General features: G+C 60.4%; 2 protein-coding genes. Both read left to right on the forward strand.

The annotated features are described in order from the left end of the window. Positions 1-461 precede the first annotated feature (461 nt). Positions 462-18164 (forward strand): Ig-like domain-containing protein, encoded by a 17703-nt coding sequence (locus tag AC2LB6_RS11145; protein ID WP_490093536.1) that lies wholly within the window; start codon positions 462-464, stop codon positions 18162-18164. 346 nt (positions 18165-18510) lie between these two features. Then, positions 18511-20454, forward strand: a complete 1944-nt coding sequence (locus tag AC2LB6_RS11150) for an Ig-like domain-containing protein (RefSeq protein ID WP_490093537.1) — start codon at positions 18511-18513, stop codon at positions 20452-20454. Positions 20455-20534 lie beyond the last annotated feature (80 nt).

Here is a 20534-nt window from a genome sequence, read left to right on the forward strand (position 1 = left end):
AATGAACAAATTTTTTCTGCAGCCCTAAGGTTTATAAAATGGGGAGTTTTAACCTTTTTGCATCATTTATGGAAACAGTCAGCAATAAATTGACATGAAAAACAAAGGCAAAGCGCATTTTCTGAAAACCTTATTTCGGTCATGGCTAATGTAATTAATATTAAATCATAATAAAATCTGTAGATTGAAATTGATTTTTAACGCGGTTACGCTAAAAATTAATTTGTCAGAACCGTTACGTTTCTCGTGAGTCCGTACAACTAAAACTAACAATAATACCGTCATCCACCGCTTACCTTTGGGTTCCTGACGCAGTTTTTCTTTGTCATTTCTGCATACACCAGTTTGAGACACTTTCTGTATTTCAGAAGGTGAAACTATGAGTGAAGATCGTAAGCATAAAATAATTTTATGTTTATGGATTCAGTATATTAGCCAATCTGGTGGAATAGAGGTTACAAATGGCAGAACTCACGCAAGGCCGTGTAGACATCATCTCGCGCGAAAACGGCACCCTCATCTCGCAGTCTGTTGGTAGTTCGTCACAAAACATTAACCTCACCGAGCCCAGCGTTGTCCGCATCAGCGGCACCCGCGACATAGTGACGCAGTATGAGCGTCAGGGTAACGACCTGGTGCTGCACATGCGTGACGGCCAGACTGTCCGCTATCAGAAATTCTTCCTCGACGACGCCGAAGGCCAGCATAGCGAACTGGTATTCGATGATGGCGTCAATCCACCGGAACATGCGCTCTTTCCGCAGACTGCAGAAGGAGCTGAACTCGCTTCCAGCTCAGTTACGCCAACCTATGAATCACTCGACAGCGTAGAGCCGCTGCTGCTGGCGGATAACGCCAACACGTCAATGGGCGTGATTACAGCGGGCGGTCTGGGTGTGCTCGGCTTAGCGGGACTGGCGGTTGGCATCGGCGGCGGTGGTGGTGGCGGTGGAGGTAACGGCGGCGGCAACGCGGGTGGCACCGATCCGGGAACACCGGTCACGCCGGGGGCGCCTGCCATCACCCTGAATGCCTTCGCTGGCGATGACGTACTGGATAACGCGGAGAAAACCACCGATCAGGTGCTCAGCGGCACCACCAGCAATGTCGAAGCCGGTCAGATTGTTACTGTCACGCTGGGCGGGCAGACCTACAACACCACTGTGGCCGCAGATGGCAGCTGGAGCGTCGCCATTCCGGCCGCCGCACTCTCAGCGCTGGCTGCAGGCAGCACCACGCTTTCAGTCAGCGTGACCAGCGCAGCAGGCTCGGCGGCGACCGCCAGCCTCGGCATTCAGGTTCAGGCACCTGACACTACCCCGGGCACGCCAGCTCTGACTATCGCCCCGTTTACCGGCGATGACGAGCTGAGCAACGCAGAGAAAACCAGCGACCAGGTACTGAGCGGCACCACCAGCAATGTCGAAGCCGGGCAGATCGTCACCGTGACCCTGGGCGGTCAGAGCTACAGCGGCAGCGTCGCCAGCGATGGTAGCTGGAGCATCACCGTGCCTGCGGATGCGCTGATTGCGCTGGCCTCTGGCACCACCACGGCCACGGCAACCGTCACTAATCAGGCGGGAACCACTGCCAGCGGTAGCCTGACTTTTAACGTCGAGCCGCCACTGACCGAACCGGGTACGCCTGTTATCACCATCAATCAGTTTGCGGGTGATGACGTTCTCAGCAATGCAGAAAAAAGCAGCGACCAGCTGCTAAGCGGTTCCACTAGCAACGTGGAAGCGGGTCAGGTTGTCACCATCACGTTGGGCGATCAGACTTTCAGCGCAGTGGTGGATGCGCAGGGCAACTGGAGCGTCACGCTCTCGCCTGCGGCGCTGAATGCACTGAATGCCGGTTCAGTTGCGATTTCTGCGGTCGTCACCAATCAGGCTGGCACTGAAGCCAGTGAAAACCGTGCGATCAGTATTGAGACGCCCGTTGTTCCGGGCGCACCTGCGGTCACGGTGGATGAGTTTACCGGTGACAACCAACTGAGCAATGCGGAGAAAGCCGCCGATCAGACGGTGTCCGGCAGCACCAGCAATATCGAACCGGGTCAGGTTGTGACGGTCACGCTGGGTGGTCAGACGTACAGCGGCAGTGTGGACGCACAGGGCAACTGGAGCGTGACGCTGCCATCAGCGGCCCTGAGCGCCCTGGCGGCAGGGGAAACGACGTTAACGGTTTCGGTCAGCAATGTGGCTGGTGATACCGTGACCAGCAGTCTGCCCCTCAGCGTGGAAGCGCCGGTGACAATCCCGGGCGAACCGACCGTCACCATCAATCAGTTTGCCGGGGATGACATCCTCAGCAACGACGAAAAAGGCACCGCTCAGACACTCTCCGGCACCACCACCAATGTCGAAACGGGCCAGACGGTCACTGTCACCTTAGGGGGCCAGACTTACGTGGGCACCGTGGATGGCAGTGGTAACTGGAGCGTAACGGTTCCGGCCAATGCGCTGGGCAATCTGCCAGCAGGATCCAACGCCATCAGCGCCACCGTCAGCAACGTCGATGGTGTGAGCGCCAGCGAAACCCGCGATATCTCAGTTGAGACGCCAGTAACGGAACCCGGCGTGCCAGCCCTGACCCTGAATGAATTTGCCGGCGACAACGACCTGAGCAACGATGAGAAAGCGTCCGAACAGGTTGTCAGTGGCACTGCCACCAACGTTGAAGCCGGACAGATCGTCACCGTGACCCTCGGCGGTCAGACTTATAGCGCCAGCGTGCAAGGTGACGGCAGCTGGAGCGTCACCGTGCCATCCGCCGCACTGAACGCACTGGCAGCAGGCACCACCACCCTGACCGCCTCGGTCAGCAATGCGGCGGGCGACACCGCGACAACCTCGGAGTCGATCACCGTCGAAGCCCCGGCGACGCAGCCGGGTGAAGCCACCGTAACCATCAACGCGTTTGCCGGGGATGACATCCTCAGCAACAGCGAGAAAGCCAGCGACCAGCTGCTGAGCGGCACCACCACCAATATCGCTGAGGGCCAGCAGGTCACTATCACCCTGAACGGGGAGACCTTTACCGCCACGATTGGCGCGGATGGCAGCTGGAGCGTTTCGATCCCAGCCAGTTCGCTGGCGGCGCTGGCAGCCGGAAGCGCGACCCTGAACGCTACAGCCACCGATACGCTCGGCGCGCCTGTCACTGAAACCCGTGACTTCCTGGTGGAGTCAGCGGGCACTTCACCGAATGCCCCAACGTTAACCGTCAATGCCTTCGCTGAAGACAACATCCTGAGCAACGATGAGAAGCTGGAGGCGCAGGCAGTCACCGGCAACACCACCAACGTCGAAGCGGGCCAGATTGTGACCGTGACGCTGGGCGGAGAGAGCTACAGCGGCACGATCAATCCTGACGGCAGCTGGAACATCGCGATTCCGGCCGATGCACTGAGTGCTCTGGCCGCAGGATCTGCCTCGCTGGTGGTGACGGTCAGCAACGCAGCAGGCACCAGCGTCAGCGACACGCTGCCGATCACCGTCGAGCCACCGGTCACTGAGCCGGGCCAGCCCACCATCACCATCAATCAGTTCGCCGGTGATGACGTTCTGAGCAACGATGAGAAAACCAGCGAACAGCTGCTGAGCGGCAGCACCACCAATGTCGAGGCCGGTCAGATCGTCACAGTCACGCTGGGCGACCAGACATACAGCGCCACGGTCGGCGTGGATGGCAGCTGGAGCCTGAGCGTTCCAGCCAGCGCGCTGGCGGCCCTGGCGGCGGGCAGCGCCACCATCGCGGCCACGGTCAGCAATCAGGCGAGCGTAACGGTAAGCGAAGATCGGGCGATTGTGGTGGATACCCCAGCTGAACCGGGCACGCCGACAGTGACCATCGCCCTGTTTGCCGGTGACGATCTGGTGGATAACAGCGAAAAGGCCGTCGATCAGACGCTGTCCGGCAGCAGCAGCAACGTAGAGGCGGGCCAGACGGTCACCATCACCCTGGGCGGTCAGAATTACAGCGCCACGGTCAATCCTGACGGCAGCTGGAGCACGCAGATACCGTCTGCGGCGCTCAGCGCACTGGCGGCGGGCAGCACCGCCATTGTGGTCAGCGTCACCACGGTAGCCGGTGCCTCAGCCGCCGATAGCCGTGACATCAACGTCGCTCCGGCGGCAGGTGAACCTGGCGTAGTCTCGATTAATGAACCGGTCAGCGTGGATGGCTTCCTTAACCAGCTGGAGCTGAACAGTGATCTCATTATCAGCGGTTCTGCGGTAGGCGTTAACCCCGGCCAGGCCGTGCAGCTTAACTTTAACGGCAATAATTACAGCGCGGTGGTCGGCGACAATGGCTTCTGGAGCGTCACGGTTCCGGCAGCCGATCTCAACGGCATCACCGACGGTGTGAAACAGATTTCAGTGACCACCATCGACACCACGGGAGCACTGCTGACTGACTCAGCCCCACTGAATGTAGTCGCGACTACGCTGCCGCAAATCGCGCTGAACGAGAGTGCGATCACCGATGGTATTCTCAACCGGACGGAAGCGGGCACCGACCTGCTGATTACCGGCAGCACCGGCAAAGCCGTGGCGGGCCAGCGGGTCGAAGTCGAACTCAACGGCAAAACCTACAGCACCACCGTCAATACCGACGGCAGCTGGAGCCTGCCGGTGCCTGTCAGCGATCTCGCTTTACTGACGCAGGGCACTAACAGCCTGACCGTCACCGCCATTGACGAGGCAGGCAACCGCGTTGACCAGACGGTGAACTTCAGCGTCGACACGCTGCCACCGAATCTGATTGTGGCAGAGGTCGCAGGCGGCGATGGCATTCTCAACAGCAGCGAAGTGGCGGCAGGCGTGCCGGTCAGCGGGTCAGGTGCGTTGCCGGGCGAGCTGGTGACTGTCACCCTGAACAACGAAGCTTATAGCGCGACCGTGGATGGACAGGGCAACTGGACAGTGCCACTGCCGCCAGCGGCGCTGCAGGGGCTGGCGGATGGCAGCAGTTATGGGCTGACCGTCACGCTGACCGACGCCAGCGGTAACATCGCCACCCAGACGCAGACGCTGTTAGTCAACACGCAGCCTCCGGTTGCGGCCGTGACCGCACCGGGCGGTGATGGGGTCCTGACCAACAACGAACTGACCCAGCCGCTGCTGATCAACGGCACCGGCACCACGGGCGACACGGTGACGGTGGAGTTAAATGGCAAGTCTTACACCGCGATTGTGGGTGAAAACGGAACGTGGAGTGCCACCGTTCCGGTTGCCGATCTGGGCTCGCTGACCAATCAGACCTACCCGGTAACGGTCACCGTGACCGATCCGGCCGGTAACAGCAGCACGCAGGATACGTCTTTGCGGGTTGCTACAGCGTTACCGGCTCTGACGCTGAACGATCTCAGCAATGATGGCGCGATCAACAACAGCGACGCGCAGCAGCCGCTGATCGTCAGCGGCACCGGTGATGACGGCGACATTATTCGCGTCACGCTGAATGGGGTGCCTTACACCGCCGTGGTGACGCCGGATGGCAACTGGAGCGTCAATATTCCTGCCTCTGATCTGGCGAATGTGCCCAATGGCACCCAGACGGTAACGGTGGTGGCGACTGACGCCGATGGCAACATCACACAGACCGGCAGTTCATTAATTTTCGCCACCACGCCGCCACTGCTGGAAGTCTCGACGCCGGGCAGCGATGGTTATATCAATATCGTTGAGCACACCCAGGATCTCATACTTGATGGGCGCGGCGGTGCACAGGGTGATACGGTCACGGTAACGTTCAATAATGAAACCTACACCGCCACCGTAGATACCAATGGTGCCTGGCGTGTGACGGTGCCTGCCGCGACCGTCAGCCAACTGGGCGACGAGATCTATCCGATCAACGTGGCGATCAGCGATGCGTATGGCAACACCACCACGCAATTGACCAGCGTCACCGTGCTGGCAGCCACGTCGCCAGCGCTGACCATTGATCCCGTGACCAGCGACAACCAGGTCGACAGCGCGGAACAGCTCACCGACATTCTGGTCACCGGTAATGTCAGCGGCGTACCGGCCGGTACGCCGGTATTACTGACCATTAACGGACAGTCTTACGACGGCGAGGTGCTGGCGAACGGTCGCTGGAGCGTGACGCTGCCTGCCGGATCGCTGGGTGGCTTGGGTGATAAAACCTTCACCGTGGCGATTACTGATCAGGCCGGTAACCCGGCGCTGCCTGCGGAAGGGCAGTTTAGCGTGGTTATCTCACCCGAACCGTCGCTGTCGATTGCCCCGATCAGTGAAGACAATGCGCTGAATGCACTGGAAGCCCAGAGCGATCTCACTATAAGCGGCGGTTCCGCAAACCTGCCGGCTAACAGCCCAATCAGCGTGACGCTGGAACCCAACGGCACTGTTTACACCACGACAACCGATATAAACGGCAGCTGGACCCTGACTGTGCCCGCTGCCGACCTGGCGAATCTCACACAGGGCAACACCACCGTGACTGTGATCTCCGGTGATGTGCAGAGCACCCAGACGCTGCTGGTGGCGACCGCGCCGCTGGCAGCCCCGGACATCAATACGCCGTTCACTGACGGCATACTCAACACTGATGAAGCGAGTGTGGCGCAGACGCTGACCGGCACAGTCCTGCCAGGCCAGACCGTCAGCGTGACCCTGGGCGGCACCAGCTATCCGGCTACGGTCGAAGCCAATGGTCAATGGAGCGTGACACTGCCACCGGCTGCACTCCAGGCGCTTACGCAGGGCAGTAACCCGATTACCGTGACGGTGAGGGATGAAGCGGGTAACAGCACCAGCATCAGCGAGCCGCTGACTGTTGATACCGGCATACCGGCGCTGACCGTTAACCCGATTGCCACCGATGGCACGATTAATGAGGCTGAAACCGCCACGGATCTGACCCTGAGCGGCACCGTTACGCCGGGCAGCAGCGTCAGCGTTGCGCTGAATGGCCAGACCTATGACGCAGTGGTTGCCGCAGATGGCAGCTGGACCGCCACCGTACCTGCTGCGAATCTGCAACAGTTGCCAGATGGCCGTTACGATCTCAACGTGACCGTGACTACCGTGAGTGGCAACGCGGCCACCACGCCATTCCCGATTACCGTGGATACCACAGCACCAGACTTCAGCATTGATACCCCGGCGGATGATGGCGTGCTGAACATCGCTGAGCAGGCCGCAGGGTTCAGCTTCAGCGGCGCAGGCAGTGAAGGCGACCGCGTCAGTGTGACGCTGAATGGCGTGACCTACACCGGCACCGTTGATGGTGACGGAAACTGGACGCTGGCCGTACCGCCAGCGGCACTGGCCGGTCTGACTAATGGCACCCGCTATCCGGTGGTGGTCACCGTCACCGACGAGGCCGGTAACAGCAGCAGCCAGAACAGTGCACTGACAGTTGCTACCACGCCGCCTCCGCTGGTAGTCGCACCGATCAGCGGAGATAACGCGCTGAACGTTGGCGAACAGGCGGAACCGCTGGTCGTCAGTGGCAGCGGTCAGAATGGCGATGTGGTCACTGTCCAGCTTAACGACCAGCTCTACAGCACCACCGTCGGCGTTAATGGTCAGTGGACACTGGAGATCGCCCCTGAAGCGCTGGCGGCACTGCCTCCAGGCAGTAATGTGGTGACGGTGACGGAAACCAGTGCTAACGGGAATCAGAGCAGCCAGGTGGTTGATCTGAATGTGGCAACCTCGCCGGCCGTGCAGCCTGTACTGACCATCGACAGCAGCACCTTCGCCGGTGACGGCATCGTCACGGCAGCAGAGCAGCTGCAGCCGATTACGGTGCGCGGCAGCAGCACTAATGTCGAACCTGGCCAGCAGGTGCTCATCTCCCTGAATGGCACCGAATACAGCGGTGTGGTCGAGGCCAGCGGCAACTGGAGCATTATTCTGCCTGCGGGTGCCCTGGCTGAGCTGGGAGAGGGTAACCAGACGCTTAACGTCAGCGTCATCAACGCCGTCGGTAACACCGTCAGTAGCCCGCTTAACTTCAGTGTGGACAACACTCTGCCGTCGATCGCGCTGGCACCAATCAGCGACGACAACTACCTCAATGCTCAGGAATTGGGTGGCGCCGTCGTAGTCAGCGGCAGCACCAGCGGTCTGCCTGACGGCAGCATTGTCACCGTGCTGGCCAACGGCACCACGGTCAGCACCAACGTGACGGCAGATGGAAGCTGGAGCCTGACCTTACCGGCAGGCACGTTTACCGGAACGGCAGACGGCACGCAGACCATCACCGTCACCGCCAGCGACGCTAACGGACAGCCGCTGGCGACCAGCGACGCTACCCTCACGGTGATCGCCAGTGCATTGCCGGTGACGACACCAGGCGTGGCCTTTGATGATGGCATTCTTAACGGAGAAGAGGCAGCAGCGGGTGGCGTGATCACCGGCAGCACTGGCGTCACGGGTGACGGGCAGACCGTCGTCGTGACGCTGGGCGGTACGAACTACAGCGGCACGGTCGATGCGCAGGGCAACTGGCAGGTCGCCGTTCCGGCCAATGTTCTGGCTGCGCTGCCACAGGGCAACGCACCTTACACTGTGGTCGTCAGTGACGTAGCAGGCAACACCAGCCAGGCGAATGGCAACGTTGTGGTGGATACCGTGCCACCGGTGCTGAACTTCATCACGCCATCCGATGGCATTATCAATGCTGCCGAGAGTCAGCAGCCGCTGACGCTGACCGGCAGCAGCGAAGCGAACGCGTTGATTGTTGCCAGCTTCAACGGCACCACTCTGAGCACCACCGCTGATGTCAACGGCACCTGGTCGCTGGCACTGCCTGCCACGGTTTATAACGGGCTGGTCAATGGCAGCTATCCACTGACCGTCACCGCCAGCGATGCGGCAGGCAATGCCACTACCACCAGCCGCGATCTGGCGCTGAAAGTGGATCCCGGCACGCTGCCAACTCTGACGCTGGATGCCTTTGCCGGTAACAACGTGGTCGATGGTGCGGAACGCCTCACCGATCAACGTCTCTCCGGCACCACCACCAACGTCGAGGCAGGCCAGCTGGTCACCGTGACCATTGATGGTACGGTCTACAGCGCCGCCGTGCAGGCGAGCGGGGCATGGAGCCTGACCGTGCCCGCCGGTGCGCTGGGGGCGATCAATGATGGCAGCGCCAGTTATACCGTGGCGGTCAGTGACGTGGCGGGCAATACCACCATCAGTAACCTCAACTTTGCCGTCAACAGCACGGCCTCTGGTCTGGCGATGGATGCGATCAGTCAGGATAACTATCTGAATGCGCAGGAGCTGGGTCAGTCACTGATTGTCACCGGCACTTCGGTGAATGTGCCTGAGGGCGGTACGGTTACGCTGCTGTTTAACAATGTCAGCTACACCGCGCAGGTCTCGGCCACTGGCCGCTGGAGTGCAATCGTTCCGGCTGAGGCACTGACGGCGCTCGCTGACGGGCCTTACACGTTGACGGTTACTGCCACGGACAGCGGCGGAGCGACCCTGAGCAGCGAGGCCACGCTCAGCGTGCTGGCGGCCAGTCTGCCGGAACCGCAGATCGTCTCTGCGTTTGGTGATGGTCTGCTCAACAACAGCGAGATCGCCATAGCGCAAACCCTGAGCGGCACCACGGGTGTTGTCGGTGATGGCCAGAGCGTCAGTGTGCTGCTGAATGGCATCACCTATAACGGCACGGTCGACAGCAACGGCAACTGGCAGATCAGCGTGCCAGCAACGGCGTTGGCTACCCTGCCGGAAGATGTCCTGAACTATTCCGTCACGGTTCGGGATGCCGCAGGTAACACCGGCAGCATTCCGGGCAGCGTGACGGTAGATCTGACACCACCAACACTGACCCTGAACGCCGTTGCGGGCGATAACAGCGTCAATATCGCCGAAAGCACCGCACCGATTGTGCTCAGCGGCAGCAGCACTGCCGAAGCCGGGCAGCAGGTCACGATTACCCTTAACAATCAGCTCTGGACCACTACGGTTACCCAGGATGGCGACTGGAGCCTGACATTGCCTGCGGGTTCGCTGGCTGGTATTCCGGCCGGAGCCTACATCCTGACTGTGACGGTCAGCGATGCGGCGGGCAACCCGGTTACGGAAACGCGTGAAATCACCGTATCGACGGCGGCGCTGGCCGTCAGCATTGACACGCCGTTTGGCGATGGTTATCTGAACCTGGCGGAGCAGGGGGCGGGTCAGACGCTGACCGGCAGCACCGGTGTGGCAGGCGACGGCCAGACTGTCAGCGTGACGCTGGGCGGAAATGATTATCCCGCCACGGTGGATGCGCAGGGCAACTGGACGCTGAACTTAACTCCGGCGCAGGTGCAGACGCTGGGCGAGGGGATCAATACCCTGGTCGTCAATGCCAGCGATGCGGCCGGTAACAGCGGTTCGCTGACCAGCGCCGTTACCGTCGATACCACCCTGCCTGTACTGACGGTCAATGCTATCGGCGGCGACAACATCATCAACTCAGTGGAGGTGCTGGAAGCGGTCGCCATCAGCGGCACGGCGACGGTGGCAGATGCCGGACAGACGGTTACCGTCAGCTTCCAGAGTGTCGATTACACCACGCTGGTGCTCTCTGACGGCACCTGGCAGGTCACACTGCCTGCCAGCGTTGTGCAGGGGCTGACAGACGGCAGCTATCCGGTTGTTGTTTCAATGACCGATGCGGCAGGCAACCCGGCGGCTCCTGTTCAGACCACGCTGACGCGCGATGCTGACAGCCTGAACCTGCCGACCCTGACCCTCGGGCCACTCAGTGGCGATAACTTCCTTAGCCAGACAGAGTCGCAGCAGGATCTGAGCATCGGCGGCACCAGTACCAATCTGGCTGAAGGCCAACTGGTGACGGTGACGCTGAACGGCGTTCAGTACAGCGGCACTGTAGCGGCGAATGGCAGCTGGGCGGTAACGGTTCCGGCCGCCGCCCTGGGTAATCTGCCGGATGGCGATCAACTGGTGCAGGTGGTCGCAACGGATGCCTCTGGTAACCCGGCAAGCGCCAGTGGCAGTCTGGTCGTGCTGGCCAGCGCCCAGGTTCAGCCGACGCTGACCATGAACGTGGTCGCTGGCGATGATGTGATCAATGCCACCGAGGCCACGGCGGATGTTGTAGTCAGCGGCAGCAGCACTCAACTGGCTGTGGGCACTCTGGTGACGGTGACATTAAGCGGCACGGATTACACCACCACGACCACACTCGACGCTAATGGCAACTGGACGGTGACTGTGCCGTCTGCGGCCTTTGCCGACGTGGCGCCAGGCAGCACACAATCCTTTACCGTCACTGCCACGGATGTCGCGGGTAACCCGGCGACGGCCACTCAGGAGATCAGTTTCAGTACTACACCACCTGTGCTGACGGATATCACGGTCAGCGCGGGTGACACCCTTAACCTGGCGGAGTCGCTGCAGGACCTCACCATCAGCGGCACCACTACGGGCGCATTGCCAGTGACGGTGACGCTGAATAACGTTAATTACACCACCACGGCAGATGCTGAAGGGAACTGGACGCTCACCATTCCGACGGCAGACGTGCAGCAGCTGGCGGATGGCCCAAATGCGATCACCATTTCGGTCACCGATACAGCAGGCAACATCACCACGGATACCACCACCTCACTGGATGTGGCGTTTAACACGCTGCCAGCGCTGACCCTTAATACGCCGTTTGGTGATTCGCTGCTCAATCTGGCAGAGACTGCAGGCACGATAACGCTGAGTGGTGACAGTACCAATCTGCCGGAAGGCAGCGTAGTGAACATCGCTGTCGGCGGACTGACTTTCAGCACCACGACCGATGCCAGCGGCAACTGGACACTGAACCTGGCACCGGGTGCGCTAACGGGCCTGGACGATGGGCTGACACAGGTGGTGGTCACCGCCGCAGATGCGGCCGGTAATCCGGCGCAGGCCACCGCAGGCGTTGAGATTCTGCAGACCTCACCGGTTTCCGCTGACTTCGCTGTCACGCAGTTCGGCGATAACGTCATTAACATCACCGAAGCCGCTTCGGTTCAGCTGGTGACCGGCACCTCCACCGTCGTGGCGGGCCAGACTCTGAGCGTCACGGTGGGCGATGACAATATTCCGCTGTCGGTGACGGTTGATGCCAATGGCAACTGGACGGCAAGCCTGACACCCGCGGTGATCGCCACGCTGGGGGCCGGGGAACACACCCTGACTCTCACGACTACGGATCGGGCCGGTAACAGCATCGAAGCGACCCAGACGTTTGTTTCGGCGATTACGCCGATTGCTTTGCCAACGCTGGATACGCCATTTACTGATGGCCGCCTTAACGCGGCGGAAGCGGTAGCGAACGGCACCCTGAACGGTGCGGTCAACAGTGATGATCCGGCCTCGGTTGCGGTGACCGTCAATGGCACCGTCTATGCCGCGACGCTCACGAATGGTGGTTCGAACTGGTCACTGGAATTGCCGTCTGCCGTATTGCAGTCACTGCCGGACGGCAACCTGCCGATTAGCGTGACCGTCACCGACGTGAACGGCAACACCGCCAGTACCAGCGGCACGCTGCTGGTGGCGGTCAACACGCTGCCGGATGTCACCCTGAATCTGCCGTTTGGTGACGGTGCGCTGAACGTCACCGAGGCGGGAACTGAACAGATCCTCACTGGCACCACCGGCATTACCGGTGCCGGACAGACGGTCTCGGTGCTGATCTCCGGCTTTAACAACGGTGCTCCACTGGCCGCCACGGTGCAGGCCGATGGCAGCTGGTCTCTGGCCCTGTCGCCAGCCCAGTTAGCCACCTTCACCAGTGGCACCCACACGATTACCGTCACGGCTACCGATATCGCAGGTAACAGCGACGCGACGGCGCTGAGCGTGGTCACCGAAGTGGCTGTGCCTGTGCCAACCTTTAACCCTGGCGCCTTTGGCGGCGACAACCTGCTGAACATCAGTGAAGCCGCTGCAGGCGTGACCCTGACTGGCACCACCGGCAGTGTGGGGGCGAATCAGGCGGTCAGCATTACCGTGGATGTCAACGGCAGCCTCTATTCTGGCACCGTGGCCAGCAACGGTAACTGGACCGTGGATATTCCGCCGAATGCCCTGAGTTCACTGGCGAGCGGTGCGCAGTCACTGACGGTTAACGTGGTGGACGCGGCGGGCAATAGCGCGTCGGCACAGCTGCCGTTCACGGCTGATCTCATCGCGCCGCTGCCTGCGGTCAATCCGGAATTCCTGGGCGGCTATGTGAATAACGGCGATGTTGCCACAGGCATTACGCTGAGCGGCACCACCGGTGAGGCGGGTGCGAATCAGACGGTGCAGTTCACGCTGGGCGGCACCGCTTACACCGCAACCGTTGATGCCAATGGCAACTGGACGGTACCGCTGACAACGGCGCAGCTTTCAGCGCTGCCGGATGCCACCTATCCGGTCACCGTTACGGTCACCGATGCGGCGGGCAACAGCACCACGATTAACAGTTCGCTGGTGCTCGACAAAACCCCGCCGGCGCTTAGCTTCACAGCCTTTACTGGCGACAATGCACTGAACTACGCCGAGAGCATCCAGCCGCAGATCCTCAGCGGCACCGCGACAGGCGCAGGGACCGGTGCCGTCGTCACGGTTTCGCTGAATACCACGACCCTCGGCACCGCCGTGGTTGACGGTAACGGCAACTGGAGCGTGACGCTGACGCCAGAGCAGATGGCCACCTTTACGGCATCGACCACGCTGACGCTGGCAGTGACCGATCTGGCGGGCAACACCGCAACCGTGCCGGTCCCGCTGACGGTTGATCTGACGCCACCGCCAGGCCCACTGGTGACGCTGGGCACAGTGTCGGGTGACAACATCATCAGCACCCAGGATGTCGCGGGTGGGGTGGTAGTCAGTGGCACCTCCGCTAACCTCGGTGCGGGTGGGGTAGTGACGGTGTCGATCGGTGGCCAGAACTACGCCACTACGCTGGATGCGTCGGGCAACTGGTCAACGGCGGCATTGCCGGTGAGTGCCTTTGGCAATGCGGACGGCAGCGTCGGCATAACAGTGACGGCCACTGGTGGCACGACGCCAGTGAACACCAGCGGCAACGTCCTGATCGACCTTACGCCACCAACGTTGACGATCAATGCCTTTACGGGTGATAACCAGGTTAATGGCAATGAAAGCACCACCAGTCAGGCGATTACCGGCACCGCCGATGTCGCTGAGGCTGGCCGCACGGTCGTCGTGACCTTCAATAGCCAGACCTACAGCGCCGTGGTGCAGAGCAACGGCACGTGGTCCACAACCGTACCTGCCAGCGCGATGCAGGCACTACCCGATGGCAGCGCGCCGGTGATCACCGCTCAGCTGGCGGATGTCGCCGGTAACGTGGGGACTGCCACCCAGACAGTGACGGTAGATACCGTTGCGCCACTGGTGCTGGTGGACGCATTCCTTGGCGACAACGTGATCAACGCCGCTGACCTGGTGCTAAGTCAGGTGCTGACCGGCAGCGCGCAGGGATCCGAGGGCCAGACCATCGGCCTCTACCTGGGCGATGCCTCGCCGATCGCCACTGCGACGGTGGGGGCTGACGGACGCTGGATCATCGATCTCGCGCCGGATGTCCTGTCGAGCCTCACTGACGGTGCGCTGGTGTTTGGCGTGCGGGTCAATGACGTAGCCGGAAACCAGACTGACGCCACGCTGACGGTCAACAAAGTTGTCAACAGTGCGCTGACGCTGGTGGTGGATTCGGTATTCGGCGACGGTACACTCAGCGCGCTGGATACCACCGTCGCGCAGACTATCTCCGGGACCGCGCTCTCGGCGGGCGTCGGTGCCACGGTCTCCGTGGTGCTGGGCGGTACAACGCTCTCTGCCTCAGTGGGTCAGGATGGTAAATGGGCCATCGTAGTGCCACCAGCGGTGCTGGATCTGGTCACCGACGGCCAGCTGGCGTTAAGCGTTACCCTGACGGATGCCGCAGGCAACACCCGCACTGTCGGTGAAACCGTCACAGCGATTGTCGATGCGGTGCCGGTGGTTGGCGCGCTCACCGGGCTGTTTGGCGGTGATAACCTGCTGAACATTGCGGAAGCCGCTGCCGGACAGCTGGTCAGTGGCGTGATAGAAAATGCGGCTGTGGGTTCCCAGGTGACGGTCACCTTTGGCAGCAAAAGTTACAGCACGACGGTGCAGGCGGGCGGGGTGTGGAGCGTTAACCTGCCGGGCAGCGATCTTACCTCTCTGCTGGATGGCAATCTGACGCTCGGCGTCAGCGTCAGAGACGTGGCGGGTAACGTCGCCTCCAGCAGCGCATCCATCGGCATCTTTACTCAGACGCCATCAATCTCGCTGACCTCACTGTTTGGCGATGGGGTGCTGAATCTGGCCGATATCGCCACCGGACAGGTGATCAGCGGGGTGGTGAACAACGTTGCGCAGGGCAGTGTGGTGACGCTCTCGGTTGGCAACAGCCAGGTGACCGCCACCGTGGGTGCGGGCGGGGCGTTCAGCGCCACGGTGACGCCAGATATTCTGGGCACGCTGGCACAGGGTAACCTGACGGTAGGCGCGTCGGTAACGGATGCAGCGGGCAATACCGCCAGCACCAGCGCCGGTATCCGGGTCGATACGCTGTTGCCGACCATCACCGTGAATCCGCTGTTCGGCGACGGTCTCCTGAACGTGGCGGATGCGCTGGTCACGCAGGTGATCGGTGGGGTGATTGGCGGAGCGGAAGCGGGATCGCGCGTGGTGGTGTCGGTAGGTTCACAGCAGTTGGTGACGGCGACCGATGCGAATGGCAACTTTAACGTCTCGCTGACGCCAGCGCTGCTGCAGGGGATTGCCGATGGCAACCTGACGGTTGGCGTCAGCGTCACTGACAGCGCCGGCAACACCACCAGCACCACCGCCGGAGCGCTGGTGGGCATTCACAATCTGCCGAAGGTCACGCTCAATCCGCTGTTTGGCGACGGCGTGCTGAACCTGGCGGAGTCGCTGGTGACTCAGACCATCAGCGGCACGGTCTCCGGGCTGGCTGCGGGTAGTAGCGTCAGACTGGCGATTGGCAATACCAACGTTACCGCGCAGGTTAACGCGGATGGCAGTTTCTCAACTGCCGTCTCGCCAGCCATTCTGTCGACGCTGCTGAACGGTAACTTTACCGTCAGCGCGGCCGTCACCGATCCGGTTGGTAACGTTAGCAGCACCAGCGCGGGCGTGTCACTGGGACTGTTCCAGCCGACTCTGTCAGTGAATACGGTGTTTGGCGACGGTGTCCTGAGCGCCGCAGATCTGGCCTCTAACCAGACCCTGAGCGGCACCTCCAGCCTGTCAGCGGGTTCTACCGTCAGCGCCACGCTGAATGGCCTGACCTATACCACCAAAGTGGTCAGCGGTGGCAACTGGAGTATTACCGTCCCGAAAGGGGATCTTATTGCTATCACTGACGGTAGTAAAACCGTCACGGTTACCGGCACCGATACTTACGGCAACACGGTGAACAGCAGCGGCACGCTGAGCGTCATCAGTCAGTCGACGCCGGTGGTCGCCATTACCTCGCTGTTTGGTGACAATGCGCTGAGTGCGGTAGATGTGAAAACCGCGCAGACTATTTCAGGCACCGCCAGCAACGCCGAGGGATCGGTGGTACGTGTCACGCTGGGCGGCCAGACTTACAGCACGACGGTGAGCAGCAACGGCAACTGGAGCCTCTCTGTTCCGGCGGCTAACCTTGCTGCTATTACTGACGGCTTGCAGACCGTCACCGCCAGCGTTACCAACGGTGCGGGCAGCATTGGCAACACCTCGGCGTCGCTTGGTGTGGTCAGTCACACCACGCCGACGATCAGCGTCAACAGCTTCTTTGGTGGAGATGGTTACCTCAACATTTCAGAAGCTAATGCCCCTGAGACTATCAGAGGAACAAGCACCAACGCGGCGGGCGGCACGGTGACGGTTAACGTGGCGGGAAATATCCTCACCACCACCATTGGTGCGAACGGCGCATGGAGCATCAGCGTGCCATCAGCGACGCTGAAAGGGATCCCGGATGGCAGCCATCCGCTGACCGTGACGGTGGCGGATATTGGCGGCAACACCACAACCAGCACCAGCAGCTTTACCGCGCTGTCGCATAATCAGCCGCTGGTGGGGGTCGATCCAGTGCTCAGCATCGTCGGTTCTCTGCTCGCCGGTCTGGTGGTGCAGGGCGGATCGCTGAATGCCGCACAGGGATCGAAAGTCAGCGTCACGCTGCTGCTGGCCAACGGCAACAACGGCCCGACGCTGAACACCACAACCGATGCGCTGGGGCGTTACGCGGTTAACTTCTCACCGTCACTGCTGTCGGTGGGGGGGCTGCTGCTGTCGCTGGGAACGCTGGCGAAAGTCACGATTACCGACGCGGCCGGTAACAGCTTCTCCACCACCAATACCCTGTTGCTGGGTTCGCTGCTGCCGCTGACGCTGGCGGCAAACGAATCGGTTGCGCTGTTCTCGGTGGCGGATGACAGCGCCACGGTTGCCAGTGCCAGCACGGAGACGCAACACAACAGCAGCACCAGTAGCGACGAAAGCAGCGCCCATGTAGCCGTGGCCTCGACGCTGATTACCGAAGCGGATACCGTGACGCCGGTCAGCAGCAGTGAAAACGCGGCGGCAAATGACGCCGCGGTGGCAGCGGTACCGGCAGAGGAGGCGGGTTACACCATCGGCGGCGTCGTGATTACGCTGGCCGATGGCAGCACCGCAGAGGGGGCGACAGTGACCGGCAGCAGCGGGGCGGATATTGTGACGGTCAGTGACCTTAACTTTACCCATATTGATGGCGGCGCAGGCACTGATACCCTCGTGCTGAATGGTGAGCATCTCAATCTGGATCTCACCGCGCTGGGCCTGAAGGTCGAACACATTGAAGTGCTCGACCTGGGTAAAACCGGGACCAACTCCGTCAAGCTCGATCTCAATGAGGCACTCAATATTACGGATAAACAGAGCGACGATTTGCTGATCAAAGGCGCAGATGGCAGTCAGGTGACACTGGCTAACAGCAATGGCGGAATCTGGGAAGTGACCGGCGAGCGTACCGTTGAGGGCAGAGTCTTTGAGATCTACCACAACTCGGCGCTGACCAGTGATAACACCCTGGGCGATGTGCTGGTGCAGCAGAACCTGCAGGTCCATGTTGTGTAGTGACTGAAAGGACAGTTCAGATGATGAATAGAGCGGGTGCGAAAGCACCCGCTTTTTTGTTTTAGTCACGTAATAATTTCACTTTCCAGACTTTCGCCAATATTTATTAGCAGAACGAAAGATTAGGGTAGGCGCAACAAACGGCGTCACGCCGTAAATCAACGATTCTGGCTCCATTTGTCGCTTTTATTAGCGTCCTCTTTCTTTATGCTTGTTACCTGCGGGTAACCAGTTCCGACCAGCGGAAACGGGCAGCATCGGCTGACCCATTATCATGTTGTCAGACTCAACGATCGGTTTACCCGATGGTTTTGGCCTGCGTTTCTGTTCAGAACTGAGGTTACCCATGTCATCACGCGATACGCTTCGTCATACCCGACTTGAATCCATTTTCCAGACGGCAGTCAGCGACTTTGCCGTTGCCGACAGCGCTCAGCCCGCCATTGCGCCAGCCGCCACGCAAAGTCTGAGCCTTCCTTTCGCCACGCAGAGCCTGAGCCTGCCGATCACCGCGCTCTCCACGGAGTCACTGCATAGCAGCCCGCTCAACGACAGCACACTGGCCGTCAGCGCGGTGAAAAGTTCGCCACCCGCTATGCTGCAGCCCTACGAAGTGATTGCCGGCGACGGCGTGATCGCCGGCTGGGAAGCGCAAAAGCCGGTGCATCTGCGCGGCCGGGCTGAAGGTGAAGCAGATTCCACCGTCACGCTGACCTTCAACGATCAAAGCTGGCACAGCACTGTTAATCAGTGGGGCTACTGGAACGCTTCAATGCCGGCCGACGCGCTGAAAGGCGTACCGGATGGCAATCACACACTCACGCTGACCATTACCGATAAAGCAGGGCAAAGCACGGCAACTAACGTTGATTTTGGTCTCTATGTCGATCGTACGATCAAACCGACCCTGACCGTGGACACGGTCAGTGGCGATAATGCGGTGAGTATTGCTGAGAGCATTTATGGCGTTGAAATCAGCGGCAGCGCAACGCACTTGCCGGTGGGGTCGGTACTGAAACTGACGCTGGGTACGCAAACCACCACTGCCAACATGGGAAACGACGGTAAGTGGTATGGCACATTTCATGAAAGCGATATGCAGGCGCTGAAAGACGGGATCTACAGCCTGGAAGTTACGGCGACCGATCCCAATGGAAACACCGCCACCGAATATCACGATCTGACGCTGATCACCCATCTGAGTAGCCTGCCAACAATTACCTTCGATAAGGTTACTGCAGACGATGTGATAAACCTGGCAGAAAGCCAGCAGGATCTTCTACTGAGCGGCACGCTCTCCACCGTCATGCCGGGTCATCAGCTGGTGATCACGGGTGCCAACCAGAAAGATTATGCCGCCACGATAGGTGAGGATGGGCACTGGCAGGTGGTGATCCCGGCAGCGGATGTGCACGCTTTTATCAACGTTGGGGAAATCCGCGCCTGGTCGATCGATGGGGCCAACAACTATATCGACGTCACGCATGAGCTGAATATCCACACCGGTTTTATTCCGATTTACACCGAAATGGATATCGGCGGCGACATGACGCTTAACTACCAGGAGGCGCAGCATGATCTGAGCTTCTACGTTGAAGGCGCCAACACTGTGGAGATCAACGGGATAACCTACCAGCCCGATGCGAAAGGCATGGTCACGCTGACCTCCAGCGAGCTTATGGCGCTGCCGGATGGACCGGTCGCCGCCACCTTCCATCGCTGGGATGACTATGGCAACAGCGACACCCAGACCAGTGATCAACTGTTTACCGTCGCCGTGCATCAGCGGCCGACGCTGACTCTGGACACGGCTTTTGGTGATAACAAAATTGATGCTGCCGATGTCAACAGCTGGCATCTGATTCAGGGCAGCTCCAGTCATCTGCAACCGGGCAGCCAGGTGGAATTAACCCTGGGCGATCAGCACTACAGCGCCAGCGTAAAAGCGGATGGTGGCTGGGCGCTGACCATTCTGGCCGGGCAACTGGCTCCGCTGGATGATGGTGAATACCCGATGACGGTCAGCGCCAAAGATAGCGCCGGTAATGTGGCCACAGCCAGCCAGACAGTGCTGGTGGCATCGCATACCGAAACGGCCAGCCTGATGGAGGGTCAGACGGTGGATCAACTGCTGGAAACGGTCAGTCTGACCCAGCAGGCAGAGACTGTGCAGGTGACGCAGGCCGCCACCGCTGCGGCCGTCCCACAGGAGAGCCATCTCTTCTCTGATGTTTCTTACACCCTTGCCGATCACCTGCTGCTGCATCCTGCGGCACAGCCGATAGTCTGACGCCAATACATTAGTGAACTCACTACCTTCCGGACAGGTCTGTTAAGCCTGTCTGGATTGGGGTGGGAGCGCCAGGTGGT

Source organism: Pantoea sp. RCC30.1, assembly GCF_058148845.1.